The organism is Pseudomonas putida, from assembly GCF_022627325.1.
In the GTDB taxonomy this organism is placed as follows: domain Bacteria; phylum Pseudomonadota; class Gammaproteobacteria; order Pseudomonadales; family Pseudomonadaceae; genus Aquipseudomonas; species Aquipseudomonas putida_X.
In genome coordinates this window covers 159,441-175,961 of the sequence record NZ_JAETZZ010000011.1, presented here as the reverse complement: position 1 = coordinate 175,961, position 16,521 = coordinate 159,441, and the positions used below count along the sequence as shown (strand labels likewise).

Here is a 16,521-nt window from a genome sequence, read left to right as displayed (position 1 = left end):
GTCTCAATCCCGGCGGTAAGGCAACATCTCACGCGCCTGCTCGGCATACCCCATGACCCCTGCCCGCTCCTGCTGCAGGAAATCACCCACCGCCCTGCACAGCCCTGGGTGAAGCAGATAATGCCAGGAGCGGGTCAGCACCGGCTCGAAGCCACGAATCAGCTTGTGCTCGCCCTGCGCGCCGGCATCGAAGCGCTGCAAGCCTTCGGCAATCGCAAAGTCCATGCCTTGGTAGAAGCAGGTCTCGAAGTGCAGCCGGTCGAACTCATCCAGGCAGCCCCAATAGCGCCCAAACAGGCTGTCGCCCCCCACCAGGCTCAGGGCCATGGCCACATCGCGACCGCCCTGACGGGCCATCACTACCCTTAGGGCCTCGGGCATGCGCTGGGCCAGCAGGCTGAAGAATTCGCGGGTCAGGTACGGCGTACGCCTACGCACGGCGTAGGTATTGGCGTAGCAGAGGTAGATGAAATCCCATTGGGCCTCTTCCAGTTCATCGCCTCGGTACCAACGGAAGTCGATGCCCTGCCCCGCCACCTGCTCACGTTCCTTGCGCATCTGTTTGCGCTTGCGCGAACTCAAGCTGTCGAGAAAGTCCTGAAAGTCGCGGTAGCCACGGTTGCGCCAGTGGAACTGGCACCCCAGGCGCTCCATCCAGCCAGGCAAGCCGGCCATATCTGCATCCAGGCCAGGGTCGGTGAAGTTGATGTGAGCCCCGGATAGCCCGGCTTTGCTCAAATACTCAGGCAACGCCTGGAGCACCAGCAGGCCATCGGCCGGGTCGACGCTGAGCAGGCGCGGGCCGCTGACCGGGCTGAACGGCACGGCGCCGAGCAGTTTGGGGTAATAGGCAATACCGGCACGCTCACAAGCGTCGGCCCAACCATGATCGAACACGTACTCACCGTACGAGTGCCACTTGCGGTACGCCGGCAGCAGCGCACGCACCTGCCCGTCACGCTCCAGCACCAGGTGTTCTGCCGCCCAGCCGGTAGCTGGCGCGACACTGCCACTGTCCTCCATGGCGCTCAGGAAGGCATGGCGCAGGAACGGCTGGCCGGCAGGCACCAGGGCGTCCCAGGTCGCCGCAGGGAGGTCACGCAAATGGGCAAGGCTGTAGAGGCTGGTCACGATGTCGACTCGCGGAGTGAGGGCATCAGTATCAGGGAATACCGGCCTCTCACTCAAATGCCGAATGCCGGCCCGACCCTTTGATTCTCAATTACTTAACGGCAGTGCCACCAAATAGACATTATTCTGTCATTCGCCCCCGCAATACTTGCGCCTGTTTTCCGGAACCTCAGAACCTGTCTATTCAGGCCCTTTCCGAAGACATGCCAACATGGGGGTGGACGCTGAGCCTCCCCAATATTTTTTAGTAGGGAGAACCTTATGCGTCTTGTTTCTACACTTACCGGAGTGAGCCTTACCGGCATGATGCTGGCTCTGAGTACTCCGGCCAGTGCGGCTGTCGACGCCAAGCTGCTCGAAATGCTCCGCGCCAACGGCTCGATCAACCAGGCGCAGTACAACGAACTGCAAGGTGACCTGGCAAAAGAAACCAAGGAAAAGGCCGACCAGAAAGCTCAGTCTGAACGCATGAGCTCCTTCGAACAAAAAGTGGCATGGGCTGCCAAGACCCAGGTCAAAGGCGATGTGCGCCTGCGCTACGAGGACGTCAACGTCGACGACCCGAACAGCAGCAGCGGCAACCAGGACCGCCAGCGCGTCCGCGCCCGCGTCGGTTTCTACAGCGAGATCAACCCGCAAGTCGACGCTGGCATCCGCATCGCCACCGGCAGCAGCGCAGACCGCCGTTCGACCAACCAGAGCTTCGACAACTACTTCGACAAGAAATCGCTGTGGGTCGACCTGGCCTACCTCGACTGGCACCCCACCGCAATCCCGAACCTGCACCTGATCGGCGGCAAGATGGCACAGCCTTGGGTGAGCATGGGTGACATCATCTGGGACGGCGACATCAACCCGGAAGGCGTTGCCGCTACCTACAAGACCGACCTCGGCGGCGCCGAAGTCTTCGCCAGCGCGGGCCAGTACACGCTCAAGGACAACGTGGACGGCGACGGCGTGCAGTACAAGCACGACGCCCAGGTCTACCACGGCCAGTTGGGCGCCAAGTTCGCCCCCGCCGATGTACTCAAGCTCACCGTCGGCGCGAGCATCTATGGCTACGACAACGACAAGGAAGCGACCATCCTGCAGTCGTTCGGCAATACCACCAATGAGTTCAACCTGGTGGAAGGCTTCGGCCAGCTGGACTTCACCGGCCTCGCCATCCCATTGTCGGCGTATGGCCAGTACGTGAAGAACACCGAAAGCACCGACGGCGAAGACCAGGCCTGGCTGGCTGGCCTGAAGACCAAAGTCGGCGCCTGGAGCCTGGACTACAACTACCGCGATGTTCAGCGCAACGCCGTGGTCAGCCTGTTCACCGACTCCGACTTCGGCAACGGTTACACCGGCTCGCGCGGCCACAAGTTCAAGGTCGGTTATGAAATCGACAAGAACTTCTCGCTGGGCGCTGCCTACCTGATGGCCAAGACCGACCTGTCGCAGTTGCCCAACAGCAACGCCGACGTCGACACGCTGCAGGTGGACCTGGAAGCCAAGTTCTAAGCTGCAACGGCCAAGCTTCACTCAAGGCGGGAAATGCCGACCCCATCCGGCATTTCCCGCCTTTTTTCGCCTGCCAGAAATACACAGGCCCGCCGCCGGCAACCCGGCGCAGGGCCAGTGCCCACCGTCAGCGTTTGCGCAGAATCACACTGCCAATCGAATAACCTGCCCCAAATGAGCTCAACACGCCCAGCGAACCCTTGGCCAAGTCATCCTGGTACAGGTGGAAGGCGATCACCGACCCCGCCGAGCTGGTGTTGGCATAACGGTCGAGAATGACCGGAGCCTCTTCCTCGGCCACCTCACGCCCCAGCAGCTTCTTGACGATCAGGTGGTTCATGCTCAGGTTGGCCTGGTGCAGCCAGAAGCGCTTGACGTCTGAGGGCTGCAGACCGTTCTCACCCAGGTGCTTGCCGATCAGCTCGGCGACCATCGGGCACACTTCCTTGAATACCTTGCGGCCTTCCTGCACGAACAACTTGTCCCGCGTCCCGATACCTTCTTCCGCAGCACGGTTGAGGAAGCCGAAATTGTTGCGGATATTGTTGGAGAACGAGGTCTGCAACTTGGTACCGAGGATATCGAACTGGTGCGCCGAGGTGGCCTGGTCGGCACGCTCGACCAGCACGGCGGTGGCGGCGTCACCAAAAATGAAATGGCTGTCGCGGTCGCGGAAGTTCAGGTGGCCGGTACAGATTTCCGGGCTGACCACCAGCAAGGCACGGGCCTGGCCCAGCTGCACGCTGTTGGCTGCGGTCTGGATACCGAACGTGGCCGAAGAGCAAGCCACGTTCATGTCGAAAGCGAAGCCCTCAATCCCCAGCGCCTGCTGCACTTCGATGGCGATGGCCGGGTACGGGCGCTGCAGGTTGGAGCAGGCGACGATCACACCGTCGACATCGGCAGGCGTGCGCCCTGCGCGCTCGAGCGCCTGACGGGCAGCGGCCACGCCCATCTCGCAGAGGATCGACTGCTCGTCATTTGAACGCTCCGCCAGCCTCGGCTTCATGCGCTGCGGGTCGAGAATGCCGGCCTTGTCCATGACGAAGCGGCTCTTGATACCCGAGGCCTTCTCGATAAAGGCAGCGTCCGAAAGAGGCGCAGCCTCGACCTCGCCGCGCTCGATGGCGGCAGCGTTGTCGCGGTTGAACTGTTGCGACCAGGTGTTGAAAGATTCCACCAGTTCTTCGTTGGAAATGCTCTGGGCCGGGGTATACAGGCCGGTGCCGCTGATCACGACGTTATGCACGATCGTTCCTCTGGTCAAAGGCCATCGCCACAGGGCGCTGGCTGGAGTAATAGCACTTTAGTACCAAGTCCAAGGCGCAGGTTGAACCCGCGAGGGGCCGCAATGCGGCCCCGAATTGCCTCAATATTGCCACAAGTTCCCGGGTTTAGGCTTCTACCTGAGACCACTGTTTGCTGAGACGTTTGTCAGAAATCGGTACTTTCGTGCCCAACTGTTGGGCAAACAGCGACACCCGATATTCCTCCAGCAACCAGCGGTACAAGGTCAACTGCGCGTCGCGCTTGCCCTCCTGGGCGTGCTTGTCGGCACGGGCCTTGTACTGGGCCCAGAGGTTGGCCTGCTCGCCACTCCAAACCCGGTCCTTCTGCACCTGGCTGCCAAGCTTCTCAAGGCGCAACTCCACCGCTTTGAGGTAACGGGGCAGCTCCTTGAACCACACCCCAGGCGTCTCGCGCACGAAGCCCGGATACACCAGGTTGGCCAACTGCTGCTTGATGTCGTTAAGCGCCACCGCCTGGCTCAGGTCGATCTTGCCTTTGAAGCGCTTTTGCAGGCCGTGCCAGAGTTTGAGCACTTCCAGCGTCTGGCGGGCCAGGCGCTCGGCATGTTCCGCCCAGCTTCCCCGCTTGCGCTCGGCAAGCCCGGCCAATGCCGCGCCATCGCGCGGTAGCGTGGCCTCCCCTTCGAGGATGCAGCTATCGAGGCTGGCCAGCAGAATGTCCTCTACCAGCGCTTCGACGCGGCCCAGTTCGCGGTACAGCAAGCCCAGTTCGGTCAGCCCCGGGAGCTTGCCACGCAAGAACTTGGCAGGCTCGGCCAACTGCTGCAGCAACAGGCGCTGCAAAGCACGGCGATGCTGGAACTCGGCTTCGGCCTGGGTCGAGAAACGCCCTTCGCGCACGCTGCCGCTCTCTTCCACCAACGCCGGGTACACCGTCATCGACAGCCCGGCGATCTTCTGCTGGGCGGTCTGCTTGACCTCACTGAAGGCCTTGGCCTGAACCGGCTGCGCGCTCTTGTCTTCGCGCGGCACCGCCAGCGCTGCCTGGCTGGCGGCGGCAAAGCGTGCGGTCAGCTCGGCCAGGTCGCGGCCCTCTCCGAGGAACTTGCCCTGGCCATCGACCACCTCGATGTTCATGCGCAGATGCCCTTCGACCAGCCCTACCGACTCTGCCCAGGCCTCATCGGACACACGGGCGCCGGTCATGCGCAACAGCTCCTGGCCCAAGGCCTGAGGCAAGGCACCCTGGCCGAACGTCATGCGCGCCAGCGATGCCTTGACGAAGTCCGGGACCGGTACGAAGTTCTTGCGCAAGGCCTTGGGCAGGTTGCGCACCAGCGCCACGCACTTGGCTTCGAGCAAGCCCGGCACCAGCCACTCCAGGCGCTCGCCCGGCAGGCTTGGCAGCAGCGGCGCAGGTACCCTTACAGTCACACCGTCGCGGGGGTGGCCCGGTTCGAAGTGGTAGCTCAACGGCAGGCGCAGTTCGCCTACCTGCAAGCTGTCCGGGTATTGCGCCGCCGTGACTTCGCTGGCCTCACGGGCCAACACGTCTTCCTCACGCATGATCAGCAGGCTGGCGTCCTTCTGGCTGCCCATGCGGTACCAGCTGTCGAAGGTCGCGGTCTGGTGGATCTCCGCTGGCAGGCGCGCTTCGTAGAAGGCGTAAAGGGTTTCTTCATCCGCCAGAATGTCGCGCCGGCGCGCCTTGGCTTCCAGCTCGTCGAGCTCTTCAAGCAGGCGTTTGTTGGCGGCCAGGCACTTGGCCCGCGACTGGATCTCGCCGCCAACCAGCCCTTCGCGTATGAACAGTTCACGCGAGGTAACCGGGTCGATCGGGCCATAGTGCACTGGGCGGCGGCCGACCAGGATCAACCCGTACAGGGTGATCTGTTCGTAGGCCACCACCTGCCCACGCTTCTTCTCCCAGTGCGGTTCGAAGTGGTTCTTCTTGACCAGGTGAGTCGCCAGCGGCTCGATCCAGTCGGGCTCGATCTTGGCCACCATGCGCGCATACAGCTTCGTGGTCTCCACCAGCTCGGCGGCCATCACCCATTGCGGGCGCTTGCGGCCAATACCCGAGGAAGGGTGCACCCAGAAGCGCCGCTGACGCGCACCCTGGTAATCGCCGTCTTCGGTCTTGTGGCCGATCTGGCTGAGCAGCCCGCTGAGGATGGCTTTGTGCATCTTCTGGTAGTCGGACGGTTCCTTGTTGACCGTCAGCTGCAGGTCACGGCAGATCAGCGACAACTGACGATGGGCATCGCGCCATTCGCGAAGACGCAAATAGTTGAGGAAATGCTTGCGGCACCAGTTACGCAGCGGGTTGGCCGTCAGCGCCTGGCGCTGCTCCTCGAAGCCACGCCACAGGTTGACCAGCGCGGCGAAATCGGAATCCACATCCTTCCACTGCGCATGCGCCTGGTCAGCCGCCTGCTGACGCTCCGGCGGGCGCTCGCGGGGGTCCTGCACCGACAATGCACTGGTGACGATCAGCACTTCCTGCAGGCTGCCCTGGCGAGCGCCTTCGAGCAGCATCCGGCCCAGCCGGGGGTCGATCGGCAGGCGCGCCAGCTGACGGCCCAAGGGCGTCAGCTGGTTTTCACGGTTGACCGCCGACAGCTCCTGCAGAAGGTTGAAGCCGTCGCTGATGGCCTTGCCATCGGGCGGCTCGATGAACGGGAAGGCATCGATGGCGCCCAGACGCAGGTGCAGCATCTGCAGGATCACCGCCGCCAGGTTGGTGCGCAGGATCTCGGGGTCGGTGAAGGCTGGCCGGCCGTTGAAGTCTTCTTCGCTGTAAAGACGTATGCAGATGCCCGGTTCGACACGGCCGCATCGGCCTTTACGCTGGTTGGCGCTGGCCTGGGACACCGCTTCGATCGGCAAACGCTGGACCTTGGCACGGTAGCTGTAGCGGCTGATGCGCGCAGTACCGGTGTCGATCACATAACGGATGCCGGGCACGGTCAGCGAGGTTTCTGCCACGTTGGTGGCCAGCACCACACGCCGGCCGGTATGCGACTGGAAGATACGCTGCTGCTCGGCCGGAGACAGGCGCGCATACAGCGGCAGGATCTCGGTATGACGCAACTGGGCCTTGCGCAGGATTTCGGCGGCATCGCGAATCTCGCGCTCCCCCGGCAGGAACACCAGCACGTCGCCGGGGCCCTTGCCCTCGCTGCGCTCGTGGTGGGCGATCTCATCGAGGGTGGCGAGGATGGCCTGGTCGACGGTGAGGTCCTCTTCGACCTGGTTGCCTTCTTCGTCCTGTTCGCTGGTCAGCGGGCGATACCAAGTGTCCACCGGATAGGTACGGCCAGACACCTCGATGATCGGCGCCCCGTCGAAATGCTTGGAGAAGCGCTCCAGGTCGATGGTCGCCGAGGTGATGATCAGCTTCAGGTCCGGGCGGCGATGCAGCAAGGTCTTGAGGTAGCCGAGCAGAAAATCGATGTTCAGGCTGCGCTCGTGCGCCTCGTCGACGATGATCGTGTCGTAGCGCTCGAGGAAGCGGTCATGTTGGGTTTCGGCCAGCAAGATGCCATCGGTCATCAGCTTGACCAAGGTATTGGCGTCGCTCTGGTCCTCGAACCGCACCTGGTAACCGACCAGGGCGCCCAGCGGTGTGCCCAGCTCTTCAGCCACCCGGGCAGCAACGCTGCGCGCCGCAATCCGCCGTGGCTGAGTGTGGGCGATCAGGCCGTGGCTGCCGCGGCCCAGCTCCAGGCAGATCTTGGGCAACTGGGTGGTCTTGCCCGAACCGGTCTCACCGGCAATCACCAGGACCTGGTTTTCGGCCAATGCCTTTTTGATCTCGTCGCGCTTGGCGGCAATCGGCAGGCTGTCGTCGTAGCGGATGCGCGGCACGCTGTGCTGGCGCGCGGTGACCTGGGCGCAAGACGCCTGGACCTTCTCCACCCACTGCGCGAGCTTGGCCTCGTCGGGGCGCTTGCGCAGCTCATGCAGTTGCCGGCGCAGGCGATGGCGGTCGGCGATCATGGCGTGGTCGAGGTTTTGCAGCAGTTTGTCGATGGCGTGGTCAGTCATGGGGCTTTTTAGTGATGCAGGTGAGCCTGCTTGTGCATGATCGGCATTCGATGGATGCGCGATTGTCGCAGATTTACCGGCATTTTGCTGTCTGTACCGGCCCGCCCGAATGTTTAGCCGATACCAGAGTGAAGGTTGCCATTCACTGCTTTAATCAACCTGACGTCGCATGTGAGTATCCAACGCATGATCTGTGCCCAGCCCATCGCCCCGCCGCTTTCGCGCCCTTCGCTACCGAAGGCCCGCACGTGCGCCGGTGAGAACCCGCTGGTCCATGTGATCCTGGCCTTCTGGGCTCTCTGGCACTGTCGCCACGCCCGCCCACCGGACACTTCACTCGCGCATCTGACAAAACCCGGCCACCCTTCGGCCGATTGACTCAGCCGGGCCGCCACCAGGCGGCGGCCCTGTATGCTCACGAGCGAATTTCTCATGCACTTTGCACCCGTAGAACACGCCCAACGTTTCCTTGCCGACAACCCCGATATCGAGCTGTTCGAACTGTTCATCCTCGACGCCAACGGTGTGCCGCGCGGCAAGCTGCTGCACCGCGAGGAACTGCTGGCGGTGTACCAGAGCGGCCGCCCGCTGCCCAGCACCATCCTGGGCCTGACCCTCAACGGCGATGACGTGGAAAACTCCGGGCTGGTCTGGGACGTCGGCGACATCGACTGTCGCGCCTACCCCTTGGAGGGCAGCCTGGTGCGCCTGCCGTGGCGCCGCGTGCCGACCGCCGCCGTGCAAGTCAGCATGCACCCCAGCGAAGGCCTGCCGGCCAGCGTCGCCGACCCACGCCATGTACTGGTACGCACGATCGAAGCGCTCAAGGCCGATGGCTACCACCCGGTGATGGCCTGCGAGCTGGAGTTCTTCCTGCTCGACCAGCAGCGTGACGCCCAGGGCCGTCCGCAACCGGCGTTGGATAACGACGGTGGCCGCCCGCGCAGCACCCAGGTCTATGGCCTGCGTGAGCTGGAGCAGATAGAGCCGTTTCTCGCCGACCTTTACGCGGCCTGCAAAGCCCAGGGCATCCCGGCCCGCACGGCGATTTCGGAGTACGCCCCCGGCCAGGTGGAAATTACCCTCGAGCATGGCGATGCTCTGGAAGCGATGGACCAGGCCGTGCGCTACAAGCGCCTGGTCAAAGGCGTGGCGCACGCCCACGGCATGCAGGCGTGCTTCATGGCCAAACCCTTCGCGCAACTGGCCGGCACCGGCATGCACATGCACCTGAGCCTGGCCGACAGCGCCGGTAACAACCTGTTCGCCAGCCAGGACAAGGCCGGCACCCCGCTGCTGCGCCAAGCGGTTGCCGGCATGCTGCGCCACCTGCGCGACGCGCTGCTGCTGTTCTGCCCCAACGCCAACTCGTTCCGCCGCTTCCAGGCCAACAGCTATGCACCGCTGGCGCCAACCTGGGGTGTCGACAACCGCACGGTGAGCTTGCGCGTGCCCGGCGGGCCGGCCAACAGCCGCCATGTCGAACACCGGATCTGTGGCGCCGACGCCAATCCGTACCTGGCCGCCGCGGCGATTCTCGCGGCCAGCCACTGCGGCATCCGCGAACGCCTCGACCCGGGCGCACCGGTCGAAGGCAACGGCTACGCCCAAGCCACTGAGCACCTGCCCACCGACTGGCTGACCGCCCTCGACGCCCTGGAGCGTTCGGCGTGGGCACGCGAAGCACTCGGCAAGGACTTCCTCGGGGTGTACCTGAAGGTCAAGCGCGCCGAGTACCGCCAGTTCATGGCCGAAGTCAGCGAACAGGACTGGCGCTGGTACCTGCACCAGGCCTGAGCCTCACCCAATTCAGAATAAGGAACACCCATGAACGCAGCAGTGAACAACGGCCCGGCCCAGCGCGCGCCCTCCTATTACAGTGCCTCGCTCAACGACCACACGCAGTACCCGCAGCTCAAGGGCACTGTGCAGGTGGACGTGGCGATTATCGGCGGCGGTTTCACCGGCGTGGCCACCGCCGTGGAGCTGGCCGAGCGCGGCCTGAAAGTGGCGGTGGTGGAAACCAACCGCATCGGCTGGGGCGCCAGCGGCCGCAACGGCGGCCAGGTCACCGGCAGCCTCTCGGGCGACGAAGCCATGCGCACGCAGATGCGCGACCGCCTGGGCAGCGAGGTGGATGACTTTATCTGGCACTTGCGCTGGCGCGGGCACCAGATCATCGAGCAGCGGGTCGAGCGCTATGGCATCGCCTGTGACCTCAAACGCGGCCACCTGCATGCAGCGATGAAACCGTCACACCTCAACGAGCTGCGCGCCTTCGAAGCCCAGGCGCATCGCCGCGGCATGGGCGACCAGGTGCAGATGCTCGACCGCAACGCGGTTGCCGAGCATCTGCAAAGCCCGTTGTACCTGGGCGCCCTGAAGAACCTGCGCAACTTGCACCTGCATCCGCTCAACCTGTGCCTGGGCGAAGCGCGTGCCGCGCACGCACTGGGCGCGCTGATCTTCGAGAACTCCGAGGTGCTGGACATCGTGCATGGCCCGCGCCCTGCAGTGGTCACTGCCCAAGGCCGAATCGAAGCACGCCAGGTGATGCTGGCCGGCGACGTTTACCACAAGCTGGAAAAGCGTCAGCTCAAGGGCAAGATCTTCCCCGCCATGGGCGGCATCGTCACCACCGCGCCGCTGGGCGAACTGGCCGAACAGATCAACCCCCAGGACCTGGCGGTGTACGACTGCCGTTTCGTGCTCGACTACTATCGCCTCACTGCCGACAAACGCCTGCTGTTCGGCGGCGGCGCCAACTATTCAGGCAAGGATTCACGTGATATCGCAGGTGAGCTGCGCCCATGCATCGAGCGCACCTTCCCGGCCCTCAAAGGGGTGCCGATCGAGTTCCAGTGGAGTTGCGCGATGGGGATCGTGGTCAATCGCATACCGCAACTGGGCAAGCTTTCGGACAACGTCTGGTACTGCCAGGGCTATTCGGGGCACGGCATCGCCACCAGCCACATCATGGGCGAAATCATGGCCGAGGCGCTGACCGGTACGTTGGAGAAGTTCGATACCTTTGCCGGGTGCAAGCACATCAAGGTGCCGATGGGGGACCTGCTGGGCAATCCGCTGTTGGCGGCGGGGATGTGGTACTACCAGATGCTGGAAAAACTGCGCTGATTGCACTGCCCGGCAGGCGCGGCGGGATGTCGCGAAAGGGGCCGCGAAGCGGCCCCGGATTTCCAGTGTGATGCGGATATTGCCGGGCGTTGGCGAGGATCAGGCGATCTTCTTCAGGCCCTGCTTCTTCAGCTCTTCATCACGCAACTCGCGGCGCAGGATCTTGCCCACGTTGGTGGTTGGCAACGCATCGCGGAACTCGATGTAACGCGGCACCTTGTAGCCGGTGACGTTGGCGCGCATGTGCTCCATCACCTGCTCCTTGGTGACGGTCATGCCCGGCTTGACCACAATGAACACCTTGATCAATTCGCCCGACTTTTCGTCCGGCACACCGATCGCAGCGCACTGCAGTACGCCCGGCAGGGCAGCCAGTACATCCTCCAGCTCGTTGGGATACACGTTGAAGCCCGAGACCAGGATCATGTCCTTCTTGCGGTCGACGATGCGCATGTAGCCATCGGGCTGGATCAGGGCAATGTCCCCGGTCTTGAGCCAGCCATCACTGTCGAGGATCTCGGCGGTGGCCTCTTCACGCTGCCAGTAGCCCTTCATCACCTGCGGCCCCTTGACGCACAACTCGCCCACCTCGCCCAGCGGCAGCTCGCTGCCACTGTCATCGATGACCTTGCACAGGGTCGAGGGCACCGGGATACCGATGGTACCGACCTGGTTGGCTTCGGCCGGGTTGACCGCCGCAACCGGGCTGGTCTCGGTCATGCCATAGCCTTCGCAAATGGCGCAACCGGTGACGGTTTTCCAGCGCTCGGCCACACTCAGCTGCAGCGCCATGCCACCGGACAGGGTGATCTTCAACGCCGAGAAGTCCAGCGCACGGAACGCCTCGTTGTTGCACAGGGCAACGAACAGGGTGTTGAGGCCGACGAAGCCGCTGAACTTCCACTTGCCCAGTTCCTTGACCATTGCCGGCAAGTCACGCGGGTTGCTGATCAGCACGTTGTGGTTGCCGATCAGCATCATCGCCATGCAATGGAAGGTAAAGGCATAGATGTGGTACAGCGGCAGCGGGGTGATGAGGATCTCGCAACCTTCATGCAGGTTCGACCCCATCAGCGCCCGGCACTGCAGCATGTTGGCCACCAGGTTGCGGTGCGTCAGCATTGCGCCCTTGGCCACACCGGTGGTACCGCCGGTGTACTGCAGCACGGCAACATCATTGGCTTGCGGGTTGGCCTCGACCACCGGCTGGCCCTTGCCCCGCGCCAGGGCATCGTTGAAGCGCACGGCGTTCGGCAGGTTGTAGGCCGGCACCATCTTCTTCACGTACTTGACCACGCTGTTGATCAGCAGGCGCTTGAGCGGTGGCAACAGGTCGGCCACTTCGGTGACGATGACATGCCTGACCTGGGTCTTGGGTACCACCTTTTCGGCCAGGTGAGCCATGTTGGCCAGGCACACCAGGGCCTTGGCACCGGAGTCGTTGAACTGGTGTTCCATCTCCCGTGCGGTGTAAAGCGGGTTGGTGTTGACCACGATCAGCCCGGCGCGCATGGCGCCGAACACTGCTACCGGGTACTGCAGGACATTCGGCAGCTGCACGGCAATGCGATCACCCGGCTTGAGGTCGGTGTGCTGCTGCAGCCAGGCCGCAAAAGCGCCCGACAGGGCATACAACTCGCCGTAGGTGATGGTCTTGCCCAGGTTGCTAAAGGCCGGTTTATCGGCAAAGCGTTGGCAGGATTGCTTGAGTACCGCCTGGATATTGGGAAATTCGTCAGGATTGATTTCCGCCGTAATCCCGGCTGGGTATTTATCCTTCCAAAAATGGTCGATCATGGAAGCCCACTCCTTCAGCAACAGCGAAGTTCGATTTACGCGTCGATGCGTTTATTATTGATATGAGATGGCGGTTCGTTGCAAACCGAATCATCTGAAAGCGGGCCGAGAGTAACAGCTTTGCAAAGGGTCGCCTAGAGGCCAAATCGGGCCTTATGGTCACAAAAATGACTCAATGAACGATACAAGTCATTTTTAGAGTATTTGACTTAAAGTGGCGAGCTTCAAGCCGCAAGCTGCAAGCTAGAGCCATGCGCGCCCCGCTTGCAGCTTGCAGCTTGCAGCTCCCTAGGCGATGTCGCGCAGCTCGCGACGCAGGATCTTGCCCACGGGTGTCATCGGCAACGACTCACGCAGCACGATGTGCTTGGGCACTTTGTAACCTGTGAAGTTGGCCTTGCAGTAGGCCTTGAGTTCATCGACGCTCAGGCCGCCCTCACGGGGCACCACGAACAGTTTCACGGCCTCCCCCGAGCGCTCGTCCGGCACGCCGATGGCGGCGCAGTTGGCCACTTTCGGGTGGCCCATGATCACGTCCTCGATCTCGTTGGGGTACACGTTGAAGCCAGAGACGATGATCATGTCCTTCTTGCGGTCGACGATACGCGTGAAGCCGTCCGGGTCGATCACCGCAATGTCGCCGGTCTTCAGCCAGCCATCGGCATCCAGGGTCTGCGCCGTCGCCTCGGGTTGCTGCCAGTACCCCTTCATCACCTGCGGGCCCTTGATACACAACTCGCCCCGCTCGCCCAACGGCAGTTCATTGCCCTCATCGTCGATCACCTTGAACGCGGTGTCTGCCACCGGTATGCCCACGGTACCCAGGCGTGCCAGCTCGCCATAAGGGTTGGTGCTGGCCACTGGCGACGTTTCTGTCAGGCCGTAGCCCTCGACAATGCGGCAGCCGGTCAGGCTCTCCCAACGTTCGGCGGTGGCTTTGACCAGCGCCGTACCGCCAGAGTTGGTCACCTTGAGCGCCGAGAAATCCAGCTGCCGGAAGCCCGGGTGATCCATCAGCGCCACGAACAGGGTGTTCAGCCCCAGCAGTGCGGTGAACCGCCATTTGCCCAGTTCCTTGATGAAGCCAGGGATATCGCGCGGGTTGGTGATCAACACGTTATGGTTGCCGGTGACCATCATGCACATGCAGTTCGCGGTAAAGGCATAGATGTGGTACAGCGGCAGCGGCGCGATCATCACCTCCTGGCCTTCCTTGATCAGCTTCTGCCCGTCCGGGCCATGCTGCGAAAAGCACGCCAGCACCTGCAGCATGTTGGCCACCAGGTTGCCGTGGGTGAGCATGGCGCCCTTGGCCAGGCCCGTGGTGCCGCCGGTGTACTGCAGCACGGCGATGTCGTCGAGGCTCAGCGTTACCGGTTTGTGGCTCAGCGCCGCGCCCTGGCGCAGTGCCTGCTTGAACGGGATGGCCTGCGGCAGATGATAGGCCGGGACCATTTTCTTTACCTTGTCGACCACGGTGTTGATCAACCAGCCCTTGGCCGTAGGCAACAGGTCGCCCATCTTCGCCTCGATCAGGTATTGGATGCCGGTATCGGGCAACACCTCCTGGACCCGCTTGCCGAACATGTTCAGGTAGACCAGGGCGCGGGCACCGGCGTCTTTGAACTGGTGGCGCATTTCACGCTCGGTGTACAGCGGGTTGGTGTTGACCACGATCAGCCCGGCGCGCAGGGCGCCGAACACCGCAATGGGATACTGCAGCACGTTGGGCATCTGTACGGCGATGCGGTCACCCGGCACCAGGTCGGTGTGCTGCTGCAGCCAGGCAGCAAAGGCCGCCGACAGGCGGTCGAGTTCGCCATAGGTCAGGGTCTTGCCCAGGTTGCTGGACGCCGGGCGGTCAGCGAAGCGCTTGCAGGAGCGCTCGAAAACCTCGACGACCGAGCTATACGCATGGATATCGATGGTGGAAGGCACGCCCGCCGGGCGCTTGTCATTCCAGAAGTCGGCTTGCATTTATTATTGTTCCTCTGCCTGAACCCGCTCTTAGCCTGTAATCCCTTTGCCTGATGGCAAAAAGGCGTTCAACCGACGTTAGCAGGTAAGCCAGAGGTGGCATATAAGCCAAGGGCCGCCATTAACATTGTGAATCTTATTTGTGCCCTTCCTGCAATCCGGCCGCTTGCGCATACTCTGTGCTCGTACCCCAGTGCAAAGGATACGCCATGCCTTACGACGCCTTTTGGCTGCCGGCCAGCGAGAATTGCAACCTCTACGTGCACCAATGGCTGCCGGCTACCCCGGTCAAGGCGGTGGTGCTGCTGGCCCATGGCATGGCCGAACACGGCGGGCGCTACCAGCACCTGGGCCAGGCGCTGAGCGCTGCCGGCTATGCGCTGCTGGCTGCAGACCTGCGCGGCCACGGGCGTACCGCCGAACAGGGCAGCCTCGGCCTGTTCGCCCGGCAACATGGCTGGAATGCCGTGGTCAACGACCTGGCCCTGCTCACTCAGCACATCGGCCAGCAGTTCCCCTGCACCCCCCTGTTCCTGTTCGGCCACAGCATGGGCAGCTACATCGCCCAGGCCTACCTGATGCACCACAGTGGCAGCGTGCACGGGGCGATCCTCAGTGGCTCCAATTTCCAGCCGCCGGCGCTGTATCGCCTGGCGCGCCTGATCGCCCGGCTGGAGGCCTGGCGCCAAGGGCCGCAAGGCAAGAGTGCGCTGATCGAGTGGCTGTCGTTCGGTTCGTTCAACAACGCGTTCAAACCCAACCGCACGCCCTTCGACTGGCTCAGCCGCGACCCTGACGAGGTGGACAGGTACGTCAGCGACCCTTTGTGCGGTTTTCGCTGCAGCAACCAGTTGTGGCTAGACTTGCTGCTCGGCCTGGCGCAGATCAGCCAGGCGAAGAACCTTGCGCAGATCGATCCGAACCTGCCGTTGCTGGTGATTGGCGGTGAATGTGATCCGGTGAGTGCCGGCAAGCGTCTCACCCATCTGGCCGACGCCCTGCGCGCGACCGGCAATCGACATGTACAACTGCGCGTCTACCCTAAGGCGCGCCACGAAGTGCTCAATGAACTCAACCGGGACGAGGTCACCGCCGATATCCTCGCGTGGCTGGAACAGGCGCTGGCCCTTGGCCGCCCTGCCCGCAGTGAATGATAACGGCCTTGTCCGCCCATCAAGGAAGCGCCAATGACCCAGGTCACCAACACGCCTTACGAAGCTCTAGAAGTCGGCCAAAAGGCCAGTTACGAAAAGTCTGTGGAAGAACGCGACATCCAGCTGTTCGCCGCGATGTCCGGTGACCACAACCCGGTGCACCTGGATGCCGAATTCGCAGCCAAGAGCATGTTCCGTGAGCGCATCGCCCATGGCATGTTCAGCGGCGCGCTGATCAGCGCGGCAGTGGCCTGCACCCTGCCCGGCCCCGGCACCATCTACCTGGGCCAGAAGATGAGCTTCCAGAAGCCGGTGAAAATCGGCGATACCTTGACCGTACGCCTGGAAATCCTCGAGAAGCTGCCCAAATTCAAAGTGCGTATCGCCACCAACGTGTACAACCAGAACGATGAGCTGGTGGTAGAGGGCGAAGCAGAGATCCTGGCGCCGCGCAAGCAGCAGACGGTAGAGCTGGTATCGCCGCCGAACTTCGTCGCCAGCTGATCATTCAGGCAGTACCG

10 protein-coding genes are annotated in these 16,521 nt (G+C 62.9%); 5 read left to right on the top strand and 5 right to left on the bottom strand.

What is annotated here, in order from left to right; all coding sequences use genetic code 11:
* Nucleotides 1-3: 3 nt before the first annotated feature.
* Nucleotides 4-1,131 (bottom strand): GNAT family N-acetyltransferase, encoded by a 1,128-nt coding sequence (locus tag JNA92_RS18420; RefSeq protein WP_241806075.1) that lies wholly within the window; start codon nt 1,129-1,131, stop codon nt 4-6.
* Between the two features lie 261 nt (nt 1,132-1,392).
* Here JNA92_RS18420 and JNA92_RS18415 point away from each other — a divergent pair, with 261 nt between their 5' ends.
* Nucleotides 1,393-2,637, top strand: a complete 1,245-nt coding sequence (locus JNA92_RS18415; protein ID WP_241806074.1) for a putative porin — start codon at nt 1,393-1,395, stop codon at nt 2,635-2,637.
* A gap of 127 nt (nt 2,638-2,764) precedes the next feature.
* On the opposite strand, the gene JNA92_RS18410 is transcribed toward JNA92_RS18415, so the two are convergent.
* Both JNA92_RS18410 and hrpA read right to left on the bottom strand, forming a co-directional pair.
* Nucleotides 2,765-3,886: a beta-ketoacyl-ACP synthase III gene (locus JNA92_RS18410; RefSeq protein WP_241806073.1), complete on the bottom strand. Its 1,122-nt coding sequence runs from the start codon at nt 3,884-3,886 to the stop codon at nt 2,765-2,767.
* A 145-nt stretch (nt 3,887-4,031) separates the two neighbouring features.
* Nucleotides 4,032-7,937: an ATP-dependent RNA helicase HrpA gene (hrpA, locus tag JNA92_RS18405; protein WP_241806072.1), complete on the bottom strand. Its 3,906-nt coding sequence runs from the start codon at nt 7,935-7,937 to the stop codon at nt 4,032-4,034.
* Nucleotides 7,938-8,369: 432 nt separating this feature from the next.
* On the opposite strand from hrpA, the gene JNA92_RS18400 reads away from it, so the two are divergent.
* Complete coding sequence (locus tag JNA92_RS18400; RefSeq protein WP_241806071.1) at nt 8,370-9,734, top strand: glutamine synthetase family protein; 1,365 nt, start codon at nt 8,370-8,372, stop codon at nt 9,732-9,734.
* Nucleotides 9,735-9,764: 30 nt separating this feature from the next.
* Complete coding sequence (locus tag JNA92_RS18395) at nt 9,765-11,072, top strand: NAD(P)/FAD-dependent oxidoreductase (RefSeq protein ID WP_241806070.1); 1,308 nt, start codon at nt 9,765-9,767, stop codon at nt 11,070-11,072.
* Between the two features lie 99 nt (nt 11,073-11,171).
* Here the strand turns inward: JNA92_RS18395 and fadD1 are convergent, their stop codons facing one another.
* Nucleotides 11,172-12,869: a long-chain-fatty-acid--CoA ligase FadD1 gene (gene fadD1, locus JNA92_RS18390; RefSeq protein WP_241806069.1), complete on the bottom strand. Its 1,698-nt coding sequence runs from the start codon at nt 12,867-12,869 to the stop codon at nt 11,172-11,174.
* 288 nt (nt 12,870-13,157) lie between these two features.
* Nucleotides 13,158-14,846, bottom strand: a complete 1,689-nt coding sequence (gene fadD2 / locus JNA92_RS18385) for a long-chain-fatty-acid--CoA ligase FadD2 (RefSeq protein ID WP_241806068.1) — start codon at nt 14,844-14,846, stop codon at nt 13,158-13,160.
* A gap of 209 nt (nt 14,847-15,055) precedes the next feature.
* Here fadD2 and JNA92_RS18380 point away from each other — a divergent pair, with 209 nt between their 5' ends.
* Nucleotides 15,056-16,000 (top strand): alpha/beta hydrolase, encoded by a 945-nt coding sequence (locus JNA92_RS18380; protein WP_241806067.1) that lies wholly within the window; start codon nt 15,056-15,058, stop codon nt 15,998-16,000.
* A gap of 33 nt (nt 16,001-16,033) precedes the next feature.
* The gene (locus JNA92_RS18375; protein ID WP_012315672.1) at nt 16,034-16,504 is read left to right on the top strand and encodes a MaoC family dehydratase; all 471 of its coding nucleotides are present in this window, start codon (nt 16,034-16,036) and stop codon (nt 16,502-16,504) included.
* Nucleotides 16,505-16,521: the final 17 nt, after the last annotated feature.

Bases quoted from the DNA above. Each gene is read 5' to 3' on its own strand.
- JNA92_RS18375 (WP_012315672.1), top strand. From the start codon at position 16,034: ATGACCCAGGTCACCAACACGCCTTACGAAGCTCTAGAAGTCGGCCAA.
- fadD2 (WP_241806068.1), bottom strand. From the start codon at position 14,846: ATGCAAGCCGACTTCTGGAATGACAAGCGCCCGGCGGGCGTGCCTTCC.
- hrpA (WP_241806072.1), bottom strand. From the start codon at position 7,937: ATGACTGACCACGCCATCGACAAACTGCTGCAAAACCTCGACCACGCC.
- fadD1 (WP_241806069.1), bottom strand. From the start codon at position 12,869: ATGATCGACCATTTTTGGAAGGATAAATACCCAGCCGGGATTACGGCG.
- JNA92_RS18415 (WP_241806074.1), top strand. From the start codon at position 1,393: ATGCGTCTTGTTTCTACACTTACCGGAGTGAGCCTTACCGGCATGATG.
- JNA92_RS18400 (WP_241806071.1), top strand. From the start codon at position 8,370: ATGCACTTTGCACCCGTAGAACACGCCCAACGTTTCCTTGCCGACAAC.
- JNA92_RS18395 (WP_241806070.1), top strand. From the start codon at position 9,765: ATGAACGCAGCAGTGAACAACGGCCCGGCCCAGCGCGCGCCCTCCTAT.
- JNA92_RS18380 (WP_241806067.1), top strand. From the start codon at position 15,056: ATGCCTTACGACGCCTTTTGGCTGCCGGCCAGCGAGAATTGCAACCTC.